Annotated in this window: 17 protein-coding genes; 9 read left to right on the plus strand and 8 right to left on the minus strand. The window is 68.8% G+C overall.

What is annotated here, in order from left to right; all coding sequences use genetic code 11:
* The first annotated feature begins 165 nt into the window (after positions 1–165).
* From OXG55_09145 to OXG55_09155, 3 genes are all read left to right on the plus strand, one after another.
* On the plus strand, positions 166–2,229 hold the full coding sequence (locus OXG55_09145; protein MCY4103410.1) for an ASKHA domain-containing protein: 2,064 nt from the start codon (positions 166–168) through the stop codon (positions 2,227–2,229).
* Between the two features lie 109 nt (positions 2,230–2,338).
* Entirely contained in the window at positions 2,339–3,874 is a 1,536-nt protein-coding gene (locus OXG55_09150; protein ID MCY4103411.1) for a trimethylamine methyltransferase family protein, read from the plus strand.
* A 207-nt stretch (positions 3,875–4,081) separates the two neighbouring features.
* Positions 4,082–5,212: an ATP-binding protein gene (locus OXG55_09155; GenBank protein ID MCY4103412.1), complete on the plus strand. Its 1,131-nt coding sequence runs from the start codon at positions 4,082–4,084 to the stop codon at positions 5,210–5,212.
* On the opposite strand, the gene OXG55_09160 is transcribed toward OXG55_09155, so the two are convergent.
* The 3 genes from OXG55_09160 to OXG55_09170 all read right to left on the minus strand — a co-directional run bounded on the left by OXG55_09160 (position 5,173) and on the right by OXG55_09170 (position 6,600).
* A complete protein-coding gene (locus tag OXG55_09160) occupies positions 5,173–5,949 on the minus strand; it encodes a hypothetical protein (protein MCY4103413.1) in 777 nt (258 codons plus the stop codon). The two genes, OXG55_09155 and OXG55_09160, sit on opposite strands and share 40 nt — an antisense overlap.
* A gap of 164 nt (positions 5,950–6,113) precedes the next feature.
* Positions 6,114–6,356 carry a type II toxin-antitoxin system RelE/ParE family toxin gene (locus OXG55_09165; protein MCY4103414.1) on the minus strand — a complete coding sequence of 81 codons (243 nt, stop codon included), beginning with the start codon at positions 6,354–6,356 and terminating at the stop codon, positions 6,114–6,116.
* 7 nt (positions 6,357–6,363) lie between these two features.
* Positions 6,364–6,600, minus strand: a complete 237-nt coding sequence (locus tag OXG55_09170; protein ID MCY4103415.1) for a type II toxin-antitoxin system Phd/YefM family antitoxin — start codon at positions 6,598–6,600, stop codon at positions 6,364–6,366.
* A 577-nt stretch (positions 6,601–7,177) separates the two neighbouring features.
* On the opposite strand from OXG55_09170, the gene OXG55_09175 reads away from it, so the two are divergent.
* The 3 genes from OXG55_09175 to OXG55_09185 are packed head-to-tail and all read left to right on the plus strand — an operon-like array spanning position 7,178 to position 10,139.
* A complete protein-coding gene (locus OXG55_09175; GenBank protein ID MCY4103416.1) occupies positions 7,178–8,353 on the plus strand; it encodes a hypothetical protein in 1,176 nt (391 codons plus the stop codon).
* A gap of 15 nt (positions 8,354–8,368) precedes the next feature.
* Positions 8,369–9,421 carry an N-6 DNA methylase gene (locus OXG55_09180; GenBank protein ID MCY4103417.1) on the plus strand — a complete coding sequence of 351 codons (1,053 nt, stop codon included), beginning with the start codon at positions 8,369–8,371 and terminating at the stop codon, positions 9,419–9,421.
* On the plus strand, positions 9,360–10,139 hold the full coding sequence (locus tag OXG55_09185; GenBank protein MCY4103418.1) for a hypothetical protein: 780 nt from the start codon (positions 9,360–9,362) through the stop codon (positions 10,137–10,139). The genes OXG55_09180 and OXG55_09185 overlap by 62 nt, the downstream gene beginning before the upstream one ends.
* A gap of 12 nt (positions 10,140–10,151) precedes the next feature.
* On the opposite strand, the gene OXG55_09190 is transcribed toward OXG55_09185, so the two are convergent.
* From OXG55_09190 to OXG55_09210, 5 genes are all read right to left on the minus strand, one after another.
* Positions 10,152–10,628: a TIR domain-containing protein gene (locus tag OXG55_09190; GenBank protein MCY4103419.1), complete on the minus strand. Its 477-nt coding sequence runs from the start codon at positions 10,626–10,628 to the stop codon at positions 10,152–10,154.
* A 3-nt stretch (positions 10,629–10,631) separates the two neighbouring features.
* Positions 10,632–11,039: a hypothetical protein gene (locus tag OXG55_09195; protein MCY4103420.1), complete on the minus strand. Its 408-nt coding sequence runs from the start codon at positions 11,037–11,039 to the stop codon at positions 10,632–10,634.
* A 47-nt stretch (positions 11,040–11,086) separates the two neighbouring features.
* Complete coding sequence (locus OXG55_09200) at positions 11,087–11,338, minus strand: hypothetical protein (GenBank protein MCY4103421.1); 252 nt, start codon at positions 11,336–11,338, stop codon at positions 11,087–11,089.
* Positions 11,339–11,523: 185 nt separating this feature from the next.
* A complete protein-coding gene (locus OXG55_09205) occupies positions 11,524–12,657 on the minus strand; it encodes a hypothetical protein (GenBank protein ID MCY4103422.1) in 1,134 nt (377 codons plus the stop codon).
* A gap of 36 nt (positions 12,658–12,693) precedes the next feature.
* Positions 12,694–12,972 carry a hypothetical protein gene (locus OXG55_09210; protein MCY4103423.1) on the minus strand — a complete coding sequence of 93 codons (279 nt, stop codon included), beginning with the start codon at positions 12,970–12,972 and terminating at the stop codon, positions 12,694–12,696.
* Here OXG55_09210 and OXG55_09215 point away from each other — a divergent pair.
* Genes OXG55_09215 through OXG55_09225 form a run of 3 tightly spaced genes read left to right on the plus strand, consistent with a single transcriptional unit; the run spans position 12,971 to position 15,719 of the window.
* Entirely contained in the window at positions 12,971–13,438 is a 468-nt protein-coding gene (locus tag OXG55_09215) for a hypothetical protein (protein ID MCY4103424.1), read from the plus strand. The genes OXG55_09210 and OXG55_09215 overlap by 2 nt on opposite strands.
* Positions 13,435–14,658, plus strand: coding sequence for a hypothetical protein (locus OXG55_09220; protein MCY4103425.1), 1,224 nt, complete (start codon positions 13,435–13,437; stop codon positions 14,656–14,658). Before OXG55_09215 ends, OXG55_09220 begins: the two co-directional genes overlap by 4 nt.
* The gene (locus OXG55_09225; protein MCY4103426.1) at positions 14,655–15,719 is read left to right on the plus strand and encodes a hypothetical protein; all 1,065 of its coding nucleotides are present in this window, start codon (positions 14,655–14,657) and stop codon (positions 15,717–15,719) included. The genes OXG55_09220 and OXG55_09225 overlap by 4 nt, the downstream gene beginning before the upstream one ends.
* Positions 15,720–15,926 lie beyond the last annotated feature (207 nt).

Raw genomic sequence — 15,926 nt, forward strand, 5'->3', positions numbered from 1 at the left:
ATTCCGGCGGAGGCCGGAATCCACCGCGACGGCGCCTTCTGTGGCCGGGCCGGCTTCGTGCGCCTCTCCTACGTCATTCCGGCGGAGAGCCTGCCCCGGACTTGATCCGGGGGCGGAATCCACTGCCGGAGAGCACAGGCGCGCCTTCCAGCGACCGAACGTCCTGTGACGGGCGGACGTAGCACCGGCGAGCACCGCGTGGTGTTCACCCCGTCGGGCATCGAGGTTCCGGCGGCGGCGGGCACCAGCGTGCTGGACGCCGCCCGTGCCGGCGGTGTGGATCTGGACTCGGTGTGCGGGGGGCGCGGCCTGTGCGGCCGCTGCCAGGTGGTGCCGGCACTCGGCCACCACGCCAAGTGGGGGATCTCCGTCAGCGCGGGGGCGCTGTCGCCGCCCGGCAGCGTCGAAGCCGACTATCGAGGGCGCAGACCGCTGACGGGGGACAACCGGCTGGGCTGCCAGGCTCTCGTGAACGCGGACGTGGTCATAGACGTTCCCGCCGCCAGCGCCGTGCGGCGGCCCGTCGTACGCAAGGCCATAGACCTGGGCGACGTGGTGCTGGACCCGGTGGTCACTCTGCACTACCTGGAGTTGCCGCCGCCGGTCCTCGGCGAGGAGGTGAGCGACGCCGAGCGGGTCGTCGCAGGACTCGGGGACGACTGGGGACTGCACGACGTGGCCGTGCCGCCGGTCGTGCTGGCGGACCTGCAGGCGACCGTCCGCGCCGGCGACGGGGCGGTCACCGCGGTCGTCGCCGACCGCAAGACGCTGCTGGCGGTTCGCCCCGGATATTCCGACGAGGCGCGGGGCATCGCCATCGACGTGGGGTCCACGACCTTGGCCGGCTATCTCCTGGATCTGACCACCGGGGAGGTCGTTACCACCGCCGGTCGCATGAACCCGCAGATCCGCTTCGGCGAGGACCTGATGAGCCGGGTGTCCTACGTCATGATGAACCCCGGCGGGGCGGCGGCGCTGACCGAGGCGGTCCGGGGCGCGCTCGACGAGTTGGTCGGCGAGTTGTGCGAGCAGGCGGCGGCGTCCCCCGACCATGTCCACGACACGGTCGTCGTCGGGAATCCGATCATGCACCACCTCGTCCTGGGGCTCGATCCGACGCCGCTCGGCACCGCCCCGTTCACCTTGGCCGAGCGCCGCAGCGTGCGCGCCGCCGCGGCCGATGTCGGGCTGGGGCTGCGGTACGCGTCGCTCTACGTGGCTCCGTGCATCGCCGGCCACGTGGGAGCCGATTCGGCTGCCGCCACGCTCGCCGAGGGTCCGCACAGGGTTGCGCACCCGCAGTTGCTCGTGGACGTGGGCACCAACGCAGAGATCGTGCTCGGTGACGGGGAGCGGGTCTTCGCCGCCTCCAGTCCCACCGGGCCGGCCTTCGAGGGCGCCCAGATCAGCTGCGGTCAGCGCGCTGTCGCCGGCGCCATCGAGCGGGTCCGCATCGACCCGGTCAGCCTCGAACCCCGTTTCAAGGTGATCGGTTGCGACGTCTGGTCCGACGACGCGGGTTTCGCCGAGGCACTGGGATCGCTGCAGGTCTCGGGACTGTGCGGCTCGGGCATCATCGACGCCGTCGCCGAGATGTTCCTGGCCGGCATCATCGATCGCCACGGTGTCGTACAGGGGCGCCTGGCCGAGCGCACCCGCCGGATCATCGCCGACGGGCGCACCTTCGCCTACGAGCTGCAGAGCGAGCCCGTGTCCCTGCGGATCACCCAGAACGACGTGCGGGCGATCCAGTTGGCCAAGGCGGCTCTGCGGGCCGGCATCGACCTCCTCACCGAGCACGCCGGAGTGGCCGAGGTGCACGACATCCGCCTGGCGGGTGCCTTCGGAGCGCACATCGATCCGGTTCGCGCGCTGGTTCTGGGCCTGGTCCCCGACGCGCCGGTGGCCGGAGTGCGCTCGGTGGGAAACGCCTCCGGCGCGGGTGCGGCGCGGCTGCTGCTGTCCCGCTCCCAGCGCGGCGAGATCGAACAGCTCAGCGAGCGCATCGTCAAGATCGAGACCGCCACCGAGCCGCGCTTCCAGGAACTGTTCGTGGCGGCGATGGCCTTCCCGCACGAGACGGCGCCGACGACGCATCTGGAGCAGGTGGTCGACCTCCCGCCGGCCGGCGACGCCGAACCGGCCGGAGTGACCGGAGCGCGCCGCCGCCCCCGCCGTCATTCCGGCGAAGAGCCTGCCCCGGACTTGATCCGGGGCCGGAATCCGTGAGCGTTGCCGTCATTCCGGCGTAGGCCGGAATCCAGTGCCCCGCTGTGGGACTGCGCTGCGGGAATCGGACAGCAATCTCCTCACGTCAGACAGCGAGACAGGTGAACCCATGAGCGAACCACGAAGACGCAGGGGCGGCGGGCGGGCCGCCCGACAGGCGACGCAGGCCGCCACAGCGCAGGTGACGGTGCCCTACCTCGAACGCACCGGGCCGCCGGTGGAGATCCTCGACGAAGAGGGCCTCGTACGCATCGAGGAGGCGGCGGAGACCCTGCTGGGGGAGGTGGGCATCGCCTTCCAGGAGTTCCCCCTGGCGCTGGAGCTGTGGCGAGAGGCCGGCGCGGACGTCGACGGAGAGTTGGTGCGCTTCCCGCACGGGCTCTGCCGGCGGATCGTGCAGGAGAACGCTCCGGCCGTCTACGTCCAGCACGCCCGCAACCCGGCCCGAAACGTGCGCATCGGCGGCAACACCACCGTCTTCGTCCCCAACTACGGCTCCCCCTTCGTGACCGACCTGGACCGGGGCCGGCGCTACGCCACGCTCGAGGACTTCGAGAACACCGTGAAGCTCACCTATGCCCTGCCGCACCTGCACCACAGCGGCGGCACCGTGTGCGAGCCAGTGGACGTGCCGGTCAACAAGCGGCACCTCGACATGATCTACGCCCACCTGCGTCACAGCGACAAGCCGTTCATGGGCTCGGTGACCGCCGCCGAGCGGGCCGCCGACTCCGTCGAGATGGCTCGGATCGCCTTCGGCGGCGACCTCGCCGACCGCACGGTCATGACCTCGCTGATCAACGCCTCCTCGCCGATGCGCTGGGACGCCACGATGCTGGGCGCGGCAACCGAATACGCCCGGGCCAACCAGGCCTGCGTGATCAGCCCGTTCATCCTGGCCGGGGCGATGTCGCCGGTGACCGTGGCGGGCCTCTCCGCCCAGGCCCTGGCCGAGGCCCTGTCGGGGATGGCCTACCTGCAGCTGGTGCGCCCCGGCGCCCCGGTCGTCTTCGGCACCTTCGCCTCCACCATGTCGATGGCCAGCGGTGCGCCCACCTTCGGCACGCCCGAGGCCGGCCAGGCCATCTACGTGATGGCCGCGCTGGCCCGGAGGGTGGGAGTGCCGTTCCGCTCGGGTGGTCAGTTCACCTCCTCCAAGGCGCCCGACGCCCAGGCCGCCTACGAGTCGGCGCACACGCTGCTGCCCACGCTGCAGGCGGGCGTGAACTTCGTGCTGCACGCCGCCGGCTGGTTGGAGGGCGGGCTGGCGCTGTCCTACGAGAAGCTGATCATGGACGCCGATCAGCTCGGGGCCATGTCCGTGCTCGCCCGCGGCGTGGACACGTCCGACAATGGCCTGGCCCTCGAGGCGTTCCGCAGCAACACGCACGGCGACCACTTCCTGGGCAACCCGCACACGCTGGCCAACTTCGAGACGGCCTTCTGGCGCTCCGAACTGGCGGACCACAACAGCTACGAGCAGTGGGCCGAGGAGGGCTCCCTGAGCGCCGCCCAACGGGCCAACACCCGCTGGAAGCAGATGCTGGCCGACTACGAGCCGCCCCCCATCGACGACGCCATCGACGCCGAACTACGCGACTACGTCGCTCGCCGCAAAGCCGAAATGCCAGACGAGATCGGCTGACCGCCCTCGGCGCCAGCCGATTTGTGGGGCAGCGAGCGATGTGAGCACAAACCTGGTAGTGATAACTAAACAAAAAATGAGAACTTGTGATAGGCTGTCGAGTGTGGTTCAAGCGAGAGCAGAGGCGGGGGTCTGAATGGCGAACGCACCCGTGCCCTTTCGCGATGCGCCCAGCGCCCGCCCGCCGAGCGGCGTCTACCCGCCGTCATGAACGGCGAGGGGGCCGCCGAGGCTGCGGGCAACCCGTTCCTGCCGACGTTCGGGACCTCGCCGCCGATGCTGGCCGGCCGCGACGACGTCGTCGCCCGATTCGGGCGTGCCTTCGAGCGGGGGCCGACACACCCGGACTACACCATGCTGATCACCGGGGTGCGCGGCTCGGGCAAGACGGTGCTGCTCAACGAGGCCGAGGACGCGGCGCTGCGGTTGGGATGGCGTGTGATCTCGATGTCGGCGTCGGTTCGCGGCCTGTGCCGCCTGATCACCAACGCGGCCTTGCAGCATCTCGCGCACGCTGGCGAGGCCACTCCGCCGCTGCGGATCTCGTCGGTCTCGCTGATGGGCATCGGCGTCGAGTGGGCGCCGCAACCCCCCGGCCCGCAGGCGGACGTCGACCTGCGCTCCGCGCTCACATCGCTGGCCGCCTTGGCCGCCGACAGCGACACGGGGCTGCTGGTGACCGTCGACGAGCTGCAGGCCGTCGCGCTCGAGGAGGCCACTGACCTTGCCGTCACTGTGCAGCACGTCACCCGCCGCGAGCTGCTGCCGGTCGCGTTCATCGGCGCTGCCCTGCCCGAGGTCGATGAGACGCTGCTCGCCGACCGCGGCATGACCTTCTTCCAGCGCTGCGCCCGCGCCCGGCTCACTCCGCTGCGCCCCGACCACACGGCGGCAGCGCTCAGCTGGCCGATCCGCCGCGCCGGCGGGCACATCGACGACGACGCACTCGAACACCTCGTCAGCGCCTCGGGCGGCCACCCCTTCACCATCCAGCTCCTCGGTTACCACAGCTGGGAAATGGCGGCCCCCGCCGCCCACATCAACGCCATCCACGCAGCAGCCGGCGCTCTCGAAGCCGATCACGCACTGCTCGAGCAGATCGTCAAGCCGATCTGGAGCGGCCTGTCGGACATGGACCGCGCCTTCCTGTCGGCCATGTCGCTCGACGAGACCGACTCAGAGACCAACCGCGTCGCGCGGCGCATCGGAAGATCGCCCAACTACGCGCAGACCTACCGGCGCCGCCTCATCGACGCCGGGGCCATCGAACCTGCCGGCCGCGGCAAGATCCGGTTCAGCTACCTGCAGATGCGTCCCTGGCTGCGCTCCCAGCAATAACACCCGCCTAAGGCGGCCGGACGAGCCGTTCTTCGACGGTTTACCGTGCCGACGGCAGTGGCCGCCCTCGGGGTGACAGGCGAGCGAAGATGTAGTCGCCGGCCTCGCAGCGTCCGCGTCGCAGCTGTCGTGGATTGCTCCACAACCGGCACGGCTGGTCCGATCCAGCCAAGCAAGTCGTCCTTCTGCGCATCCAGCGCCCAAGAGTTCACCGCTGTTGAGAGTTCGTGACAGGCGCTACTGAGTGGTGCGACGGATCCTGTCGAACTGGTTCGACCCAGATGCTCGTCGGCCAGGGTCAGCCAACCTCGGAGGTCGGAACCGGCGAATGGCCCCGATTCCCTTTCACGGTGGGCGACGAGTTGATGGAACACCGCCGATGCGGTGTAGAACCGCAGGTGGAACAAGAGATGGCTGTTCAGGTCAAGCCCCCTGCTCTCGGCACAGCGGATCAGTTCCTTGATCTGCTCCAGTCGAACTCTCGCCTGCGCCGCGTCCACTGGCGGTGGCTCCTGAATGAGTTCGATGAGGCCGGTCAGCACGCTGGCCAGTCGCCACAAGGAAGGCGGTCCGTCGGCCTTGTCGCTGAGATAGATCTCTCTGACGTCATATGCCTTGGCGGGCCGATTGGGAACGCGCCGGGCGCGCGGGCGTCGCTCGCGCCTCGCCACGAGACCTTCCCCAATGTCGATGCCCTCGCTCGGCGCCGGAGCGTCGTACCGCGCCAAGAGATCCATGCACTCTTCTCCACAACCCCACTCGCCGGACCTGATCCGCGTCGATTACGGGCAGTCAGGGGTGAGTTCGCGTGGCTCGCAGTTCTCGCTGTACTCGCGCAGCGCCCGCAGAAAGATCGCCCGCTCGCGCGGGTCTTGTGGGAGATCGGCGAACTCCGGGTGCATCAGCGGTAGGCGTCCCGTCTGTGCGCGATCGTGTGGACGATCACGGAGCCTCCGGCTGCGCTGTAGATGATGCGATGAGATCTGCCGAGTCGGGCCGAGCGTTTGCCCTGCATGGGGCCGAGTAGCTTGTGCCCCAGGCTCGGCTCGTCGTCGAGCCGTCGGATGATTTCTTGCGCCTTGCTGCTCAGCGCCGGCGGGAGGCCTTCGAGGTCCTTCCTGGCGCGCCGCGTCAGCTGGGGCACGGCGAACTCAGTCCAGCGGGGTCACGTCGCCGGCGGCGATGTCGCGCTCGGCCTCGGCGAGGGCTGCCATCGTTCCCTCATCCGCGAGGATATTAAGCGTCTCGACCAGCGATTCGTACTCCTCGTGGCCGAGGATCACCGCGGTGGGCCGTCCGTGGCGGGAGATCACGAACGTCGAACCTGTGGAGGTCACGTCATCAACGATCTCGCTGAGGCGGCTGCGGGCTTCGGTGAGTGGGGTCATCGGGCCGCTCCCGGGCGTCGGTCGATTCGGCAACTGTACTGTACAGAATCAAGTACAGACCTTCAACCGGGTGCCAGGGCTGCCCCGCCTGCGCGCGGCGGTCTGACCAGTGATCGGCGGGCACAGACAGGAACTTGTGGGCTGCCCCGCCTGCGCGCGGCGGTCTGTCTGGCCGTTGCCTGCTGGGCTTGCTGGACCGACGCGAGCGCTGGAGTTGTCCCGCTGGCTGCGGGTCGGATAGTCGGAGCCTGGGGCTTGCAGGGCGCCTCGGCGCTCGGCCGTCTGCCGGGGGAGTGTGAGGGCGAGGCGGGCGTTTGGCGATGCGTTGTCCGCCGCCCCGACCTCCCTGGTTGTATTGCCGCGTTCTCGGTCGCGAGTCGGGGAATAATCGAGTTGTGATGCTGTCAGCTGCCGCGCGGGCCGGTCGCTACTTGAGCCCGCCCGAGCTCCGTTGGTTGTCAAGGCAAGTTCAGCTCGTTACAGTATATGTCAGCTTCTCCCAGATCTTGTCTGTCTTGGAGGGGAAAGCATGTCTGCGGTTGCGGCGGTTGGTCGGCGGCGGGTCAGGTTCCGGGCTGTGAACGCTGCTGAACTGCTCGAGCGGCTGGTGGCGTACGGGGTCGGCCGGGAGGCTCCGGTGCCCTCGGGGGTCAGCCGCGCGGTCGCCGTCAACCGGATCGAGGTGGCCATCGCCGTCGACGGCCGCGAGCGGAGCCTGCGGGCGCGCTGGCGGGAACGTGCCGAGAACAAGGGCCTTGCGTACCTGCTCGTCGTCGACGACCACGAACACACGGGCAGCGTCCGCACTCTCGGCCCGCGGACCCATAACGAGCCGATCAGGTCGGTGGACTGCGCCGGGCTGGCGGCTGTCATCGAGGCGACCGCGGGAATGACGGCCTTGGGGGCCGTCCGCCATCTCGCCGGCGAGGTCGTTCGCCTGGCAGGCAGAGGCTTGGTCACCTCGGGGCTCCTGACACGCCACAGCCTGGAGGACCGCTTCGGCAGGGACGCGCACCGCTGGCCGGCGGCGCAGCGGGCGGTGGCCTCGTTGCAGATCAAGGGGGACTGGCGTTCGGTTCTCGCGGGGCTCGGCTACGAGGTCGAGCGCCTCCCGCAGCGCGGCTGGCTGGCCCACCACGACGGCCGGCCGGTGGCGGTGGTGCACCCCTGGGCCAACCCGGAGGATTTCGTGCGCCTCGACGAGATCGGCCGGCCGGCCGAGGGTGTTCTGGCGGGGGACTGCCGCCGGCACGGCGTGCGCTACGGCGTCATGGCCTGCCGGAACCGCTACCGGCTGTTCGACTGCGACCCGTCGGCCACGACCGCCGAGTGGCTGGACCTCGACGCCGCGCTGCTGGGGGAGGACCGGCGGCCCTACCTGGCGCTGCTGGCCCCCGCCTACCTGGCCGACGGCGGCTTCGGCGAGCTGCAGGCCGAGGCCCGGACCTTCGGCGCCCGCCTCCACCGCCGCCTCGACGAGACCATCCGCACCGATGCGCTGCCTGCCCTCGCCGCCGGCCTGGAACGGTGGGCGAGCCGCAACGGCGTCGACGTGCGCGACGACGCCCAGCGGGTCGAACTGGAGCGAGCCTCACTGACTCTGCTGTTCCGCCTCCTGTTCACCCTGTACGCCGAGAGTTCGCTCTTCCTGCCGGTGGACAACGAGACCTACCGCCGTCGGTCGCTCTCGACTCTCATCGATGAGGCGCACAGCACTCGTCACAAGTTGAGCGAGGAGTCGACTGCGCTCTGATCCAATTTCGCCACCTTGGTCCGGGCGCTGCGATTCGGGAACCCGGCCTGGGGGGTGCCCGCCTACAACGGGGCGCTGTTCTCCGCCGACGACTTCGAGGGGGCGGCGCTGCTGGAGCGCCTGGAGTTCAACGACCAGGACTTCGCCGGGGTGCTGCTGGCGGTGGGGCGCGACGCGACCGAAGGGAGCGGCTTGGACTACGCCTCCTTGGAGATCGGCCACCTCGGCCACATCTACGAGGTGCTGCTGAGCCTGCGGCTCTCGGTGGCGGACCGCCCGCTCAACTACGACGCTGGCGCGGATCGATACGTGCCGGCGACAGCCGAGGCGCCGTCCGGCGAGGTGCCCTCCCACGGGACCCCGACCGGGCAGGCGGCCCCGGACGTCTCGGAGGGTTCGCTCCTCTGGCAGACCAACGAGGGCGGCCGCAAGGCGGGCGGCGTCTACTACACCCCGGTATCCCTGGTGCGCCACCTCGTGGACCGAGCCGTCGTGCCCGCCTACGAGAGGCATCTGGAGGCGGTGCGCGAGACGGCGCGCACCGATCCTCGGCGCGCCGCCGCCGAGCTGCTCGACTTCTCGGTGCTCGACCCGGCGTGCGGCAGCGCCCACTTCTTGGTGCAGGTGACCGAGGCGCTGGCCGACCGCGCCGTGGCGTTCCTGGGGGAGACGCCCCTGCCGGCCATCCGGGAGGCCCTCGACCGCCTCCGGGCGCAGGCCCGGGGCGGCGCGGCGGTCACCGACGTGGCGCTGTTGCGACGGTTGGTCCTCAAGCACTGCGTGTTCGGCGTGGACCTCAGCCCCATGGGCGCCGAGATCGCCACGATGTCGCTCTGGTTGGCGTCTTTCGTTCCCGGCCTCTCGCTGGCCTACCTCGGCCGCAACGTGGTAGTCGGCAACTCCCTGATCGGCGTGGGCTCGGCGGGTTCTGTAGCTGATACTCCGACTCGAGATCGCCATCCGCCGCAAGATCACCGCCGCCCGCCCCTACGGGATGGAAGTCGAAGTGATCGCGGGCGACGTGGAGGAGGAGATCCGCACCTACGCCGCCCGCCTCGCCGGGGCTGACGCGTCCCTGCTCGACGACATCGACCCGTCCTCCGACGGCCGGGTTCTCAGCGCCGAAGTACTGCGGGCCGAGTTGCAGCGCGCCGCCTCCGAGGGCGAGATCGACCGCGCCGCCGCGCTCCCATGGGGCGTGGGTGCCGCTTTCGCGCAAGGGCCGGGAGTGCCGTCGGTCGGTCCGTCAGGGATCTTCTTCGCCTGCCGGACGCGCCACGGGGAGCGCTACTGGCGCTACGTCGCCGACGACGGCGACATCACGTCTGCCGAGGCGGCGATCCTGCGCCGCATCGATCCGGGGTTCGCCCCCGGCACCGACTCACCGGTGATCCGCTTGGAGGAGGCCTGGTCGGCGGCGGCGGCGTCGATCCTCGAGGAACACAACGCACCTCCGACCGGGCAAGGCGGGGCCTCACTGGGGGCCGTTCAGGGCTGGGCGCTGGGACTGCTTGCCGACCCCGACGCGGCGACCTTCTTGCCGGGCGCCGAGGCCTACGAGGCGCTCAGCATCGAGCGCAGCGGCGCCGTCCGTCAGGCCCTCGGAGCGATCAAGCGGGAACTCGACGCCAAGGCCATCGACCCCATGGAGGCGGCCCGGCGAATCATCGACGCGGTCGCCTTCTACGGGCTCACCAAGGTCGACCTCCCCGAACCTCGCCAACCGATCACCGAAGAGGACATCGGAGTCGTCTGCTGGATGGCTGTTCTCCCCGGCGGGCCTTAGGCGCGACACCTGCTATCGAGGCCATTGCTGGACCGGAGACTGCCACGGATCCGGGTTGGCGAACAGATAAGCGCTATCGGCCCAGCGCCCAAGGTTGTTGTAGCCGTCATCGGTGCTCCAGTTGTAGAAGTTGTAACCGCAGGGAATCGGCCCACAGCAAGAAGTTGTGTATCCGTACTGGTCCTGGAGCATGCTGATGTCGATCCCCAGTAGTCCATTGCCCTTCGCCTTGCTCGCCTCGATCTCGTAATTCACCCACCTGCTTGCACAGGTGTACGCGCCGACGAGGACGACGGTGACCGAAGTTCCGTGCAGTTGCTGATCGATCCATCGCGCGATGGCAGCGTCCCCCTGCTTCTCGATGGACTCGAATTCGGCCTTGTCCAGGAAGCCAGCTGACTCGATCCCTCGAGTCGCCCAGCTATTGCGGACTTGGTTGACCCGCCAGACGTCGCTGTACTCGAAGCTGAAGAAGACTCTCCGGGCCATGGCTCAGCCTTGCGTGAACGCGATGACGGTGACGATCACGACTGCCGCGACGAGCGTGCCGTGGAAGGCCGAGAGCGTGCGGGAGACGACGACGCTCCGCCACTTCACCTCGGCTTGGAAGGGGCCCGTGTCCATGTCATAGTCGATGTCGGCGTCGTCGGCTTGGCGGGCGTGGTCGTAGAGCCTCCGGAAGAGCCTCTCCTGGCGGAGGTAATACCCGTCGAGACCCCAGAATGCCACTGCCGGCAGGAACGCCACGGACAGGATCCAGTCCTCGGAACTGCTGGCTGCGACGGCCAGTAGAGCGGAAATCAGCAGGACGCTCCATCCCTTCAGCAAGAACGAGTTCTGCGCAAGGCGGTTGATGACCCCTTGGATCATCGCCAGGTGGGCCTCGCGCTTGTCCGCCATGGCGGAATCCTACCGAGTGTGGCTGTGCGGGGCCTTCGGGGCGAGGCTCAGGGTCTCGGGAGATCGAGCAGATCGGTGGCGGCGAACCAGTGGGGGGGCCGGGTTCTTCCGGGGTGCCCGGCGGGCACGCTGGCGAGGGGTGTGAGAATGCCGCGGTCGGCGAGGGCCCTGAGCGCGGTGCGTCCGCTGCGCTCGCTGACACCGAGCAGCGAGGACACGTTGGTTGCGCTGAGGATCGGCGTCGCGGGCAGGTGCTCGATCAGGACCCGCGCGGTGTGGTCGCTTCGCAGGTCCGCCACCTGTTCGCCCCATTGGTCCAGCAGGTGGGAAGCCTGCTCGACGAGATGCTCGGTGGTGGCCGCGGCCCCGAACCCTTCGATCTCGGCGTCTGCCCCACGGGGCCTCTGGTGCGGTGAGCTTGGGAGCTGCGGGAGAACGTCATCGGCCGCAGACGGGTTGGTTCTCGCGACGGCCGTTGCTCCGGTCAGGTGTCGAGGAGCCAAGCGAGCATTGAGGTGGGCACGGCGGTGACGTCGGGGTGGTCGAGGTTCAGTTCGCTGCGGGTGGCGATGATGCCCTGCCAGCGGGAGGCCCGCAGGGTCTTGGCCGATCCGAACCAGCGGCCGTCCATGTATTTCGATTCGATGGCGGCTTCGCCGAAGTCCCGCCCCACGAAGTCGATCTCGCTGCCTGTGCGGCTGCGGTGGTGCAGCACACGGTCGAAGCCGAGATGGCCGCCGGGCGTTACGGCCTCCAGGTTCCGGAGGAGGGCGAGGCCGAGTTGCTGCTCGGAGAGGACGGTTGCGTCGGGTTCGGCGCCCGGCGCGAGCTGCGTGTAGATCGGGTCGGAGAAGTACAGCTTCGACTGTGCGCGCAACTTCGGGCGCAGGTCCTGCTCCCGGTGGCACGGCCAGAGGGCGAACGCCTCCTGCAGGTCGACCAGACGGCGCCGCACCTGTTCAGCGGAGGTGTCCGTGTCCTCTGAGGCCGCGGACCGGTTGGTCTGCGAACCCAGGTTGCGGCTCAGCCGCCGCAGCAGCGCGAAGGTCTGCGGGCGTGACCAGTCCCCCCGGTCGAAGATGTCGTGTTCGACGACCTCGAGCAGGCTCTGCTGCAGGTCGGGATCGGAGTCTCGGATCGTCAGATGGGCCGTCACCGCCTGCGGGAAGCCGCCCACCCGGAGGTAGTCGTCCCAGGCGGACACGAGGAGGTTCAGCCAGGGAGCGAGTTCGTACGTCGATTCGGCCAGGGAGTTCGGGTTCAGGTCGGCGATCCGGAGCGAACCGATCTGGCTCGGAAGCGGCTCGCGCGCCGTCAGACCGGCGAAGCTGCGGAATCCCATCGGAAGGAGCACGCGATCCGAGCTGCCGCGGCCGGCTCGTCGTCCGGCCAGGATGCCGACGGCCTCGGTCAGGTCGCTCGCCGACGAGCCGGTGAGGATCACCGTGTCTGTGCTGAACCTGGTGTCGTTGTCCCGTAACCACTTGACGCGGTGGGGCCAGCCGTTGCGGACCGAGGTGATCTCGTCGATGAACCAGCAGCGACGGCCCTCGGGTGCCGTCAAGCGTCCGGCGGCGTCGACGAGCCGCCCCAGATCGTCGGCCCGCCAGCCATCCACGGACGCGTAGACGATGAGGCGCGGGGCCGGCGAGGTTCAGCGGGTCTGCGGCGTTCCCGGTTGCGGGGCGGCGCCGATCGGGCCGGCGGGTGCGTCGGGGTCGGGGGCGGCGGGGGGCAGCGGGGCCGCCTCGACGGCGTCGGGGTGGAGGTTGGCGGTGACCGCGGTGCCGCGGGCGGGTAGGGCGACGTAGTCGCTCTGCTCGTCCACCGGGATGGCGGGGTGGGTCACGACCCGGTAGAGCACGTAGACGGCGATGATGGCGTGGACGGCGGCCAGCACCACGAAGAAGGTGCTGGGCCCGGTGGCGCCCATGATCGCTCCCGCAACTGCCGGAAAGATCGCCGCGCCGGTGCTGGTGATGCGCGCCAGGGTCGCGCTCGCGGAGGTGATCTGGCTCGAGGACGCGGTCGACGGTGAGAGCCACCGCGAGGGAGTGAAGCGGGAACGTGAGCCCGCCGAAGAGGAACATGAGCAGCAGCAGCGCCCAGACGGCGGGGTTGACCCACACGGCGTGCAGGATCGCGGCACTCGAGGCTGTCGAGGCCAGCGCGGCGAACCCCCTGATGTGGCCGACCGCCGCCACGAACCGCACCGCGATCGCGGTGCCGAACAGGAAGCCCAGGAAGTAGGTCGCCATGACCGCGCCGGTGACGGCGAAGCCGAACCCCTCGAGTTCGGCCCGGACGCCCAGCACCGAGCCCTGCAGGCCGTTGCCGACCATGAGGAACACCATGCCGAGGGGGTGGGGGCGAGGCACGGCCTACGATGTCGGCCATGACCGACGATGTCGGATACCTGCCACGGCTGGCGAAACGCAGCGAGTTCGTCGACTATCTGGAGGGCCATCCCGTGCTGGCCGCGGCGGACATCGAACATCCCGACGCGGGCCGCAAGCTGGTCAAGACCTACATGCTCGAGACCGCGGGCCGCGACCGGCACATGCCCGACCTGGCCAGCAGGTTCGCCGGGCGTGTTCATCTTCACCGTCTCGACGACACGCTGTTCCGCGTCGAGGACGCCGACCACGGGGGCCAAGTGGTCGGCCTGATCGAGGAACTCGACGACAGGCATCCCGTCTTCTACACGAAGATGGCCGTGGAGCACAGCGACCGGTGGGTCCGCCAGACGGTCGAGACAAGCCCGTGGCTCGACCGGCTCTGGCTGTCGTCGCCGATCCTGTTCGAGTTGTGGCGTCAGGTGAAGGCCACGACGCCGCCCCAGCGCTACGCGCGGCTCGGCTTCGAGCACGAGGCACGCTATGAGCCGATCGACGGCCTTGATGCGGGCACCGAGGACGACGGCGCCGACGATGCCGACTACGAGACGCCGCACGCCCTTGTAGAGCGCCGACGTTCGGTGGTGACGCTCACCGAGAGCCTGTCGGTGCTGGGGAAGAAGCTGCAGCGGCTCATTGATTCCTATGATCCGCTGCGCTCGCTGGTGCACCTACAGATGCCAGCGGCCGGCCGTGGTGGCCACCGCCTCAACTACGACGGTCGCGCCACGAATCGGAGCGACTCGTTCGCCGACCACCGGGCGACGGTACGGCGCGTGCTCGCGCTCTACCGCCGCGTAACCGAGTATGCCGAAGAGCGCCTCTGGATCGACACCACCGACGTCGGCGAAGACGGGTTCAAGATCCGCGGCAGCCCTCTCGTCATCGATTTCGACGAGCCCCTGAGCGAGCCGCTGTTCAACCGCTTTGTGGAGCTTGCTCTCGAACGACGGACTAGCCGCTTCCGTATCGGTGGCTTCGTCACGCGTCGCGGGCCCACCAAGGCACATGTCGTTGCCGTGGATCGGCATCTGTGGCAACCCTTCTTGCTGGAGGTCACCAGCCGGCATCTTCTCGCTGTGCTGCCCCATGGCACCTGCGGGAACACAGTCCACCGACTTGTCGCCAACGTGCAGCGGGAGCTGGCTCCGACCGCAACAGCCTGGCTCGGCAGCGAGCCCTATGAGAAGGCGGTGGCCGATGCCGCCGGCGTCGTCGCATGACCTCCGACGCCATTCTCGTCTCCGATCCCGTATTCCAACTCAACGTCCTGCTGTGGGCGCTCGAGGATCTCCCCGAGGTCACCTCCGTGCGGCCGGTCCTGCGCACGGCCGGATACGAGTTGGAGTCGCTTGGCAGACGACTGCTCGTCCCGGCCGACGAGCCGACCATCGCAGCCCTTCGCGACATCGCGGGCTCTGCCGACCGATCGCCATGCCATCCGGACTTGTGCATTGACAATCAGGACGACCCGGTGACGCTGGTCGTTGAACTCAAGTCCCACGGGTTCTCCCAGGACTCCTCGAACGTGCGGCAAGCCGCGAAGCTGATCGTTGCTTCCCATGACTTGTCGGAGTCGTACGCCGAGAAACAGCCCCGACCGGGCCATGTGGTGTACGGAACTGTCGAGAGCGACGCCGCCCTCCTCGCGGAGACGCTTCAGGGGTTGAACGAGTCCCTGGCCTCCCGGGGCGTACCCGCGGCCCCAACCGGCACAGTAGGCATCTCCATCGATGACGAGGGGGTGAGGCTCTCAACCTCCCACCTCTCCGATCTGCCTGCGCGCGCCCAACGAGCGCTTGAGACCCCTGTGACTGTGGTGCGTCGTCACGGCGAAGACGACATCCGACCTCTCTACGTGATTCCGTGGATTCCCGGCATACAGGGAACCCAGGATCCAGAACTTCAAGCGGATGGCTACAGGGAGTTGACGGCCCGCATAGTCGTTGAAGCGATGGCCATCGTAGGTCAAGCTATCGTGCCGACGACCCTCAACATCACAGGGACAATGCTGCCGAGCCGGGCAACCTATGGCGTATTCGACCGATGGCTGGATGCTGATCGACAACAATTCGCTGTGGCGGCGACGAGTGTGGTGACCACGAACCTGCAGAGTCTCAGCTGCTTCCAGAGGCCGAGCAGAGACACATTCTCCCTAGCGCTCTCAAGCCACGATGAACGAGCGGAAGTCATACGGCTCCTGGAACAGGCCAAACCAGCCGACAACAGAACAAACGTGGAAGCTGCGGTCAACGAAGCCCCAAAGCTCTTTGATGATTTCTGAGCGCTGAATCTACCGTTTGGGATCAGTGGGGATTGTCGGGTGGGTGGTTTTGGGGGGTCGGTGGTCATTTCGGGGCAGTGGGGCGGCTGTTTCGGCGCGGGTCGCCACGAGCGGGTGATAGCCGAGTTGTTTGGTGTGGCCGTAGGCGGTGCCCGCCTTGTCCGTGCAGGACACCCCGCAGACCATGGAGTCCACGTCGATGGTCAT

This window comes from bacterium, from assembly GCA_026708055.1.
GTDB lineage: Bacteria > Actinomycetota > Acidimicrobiia > Acidimicrobiales > CATQHL01 > VXNF01.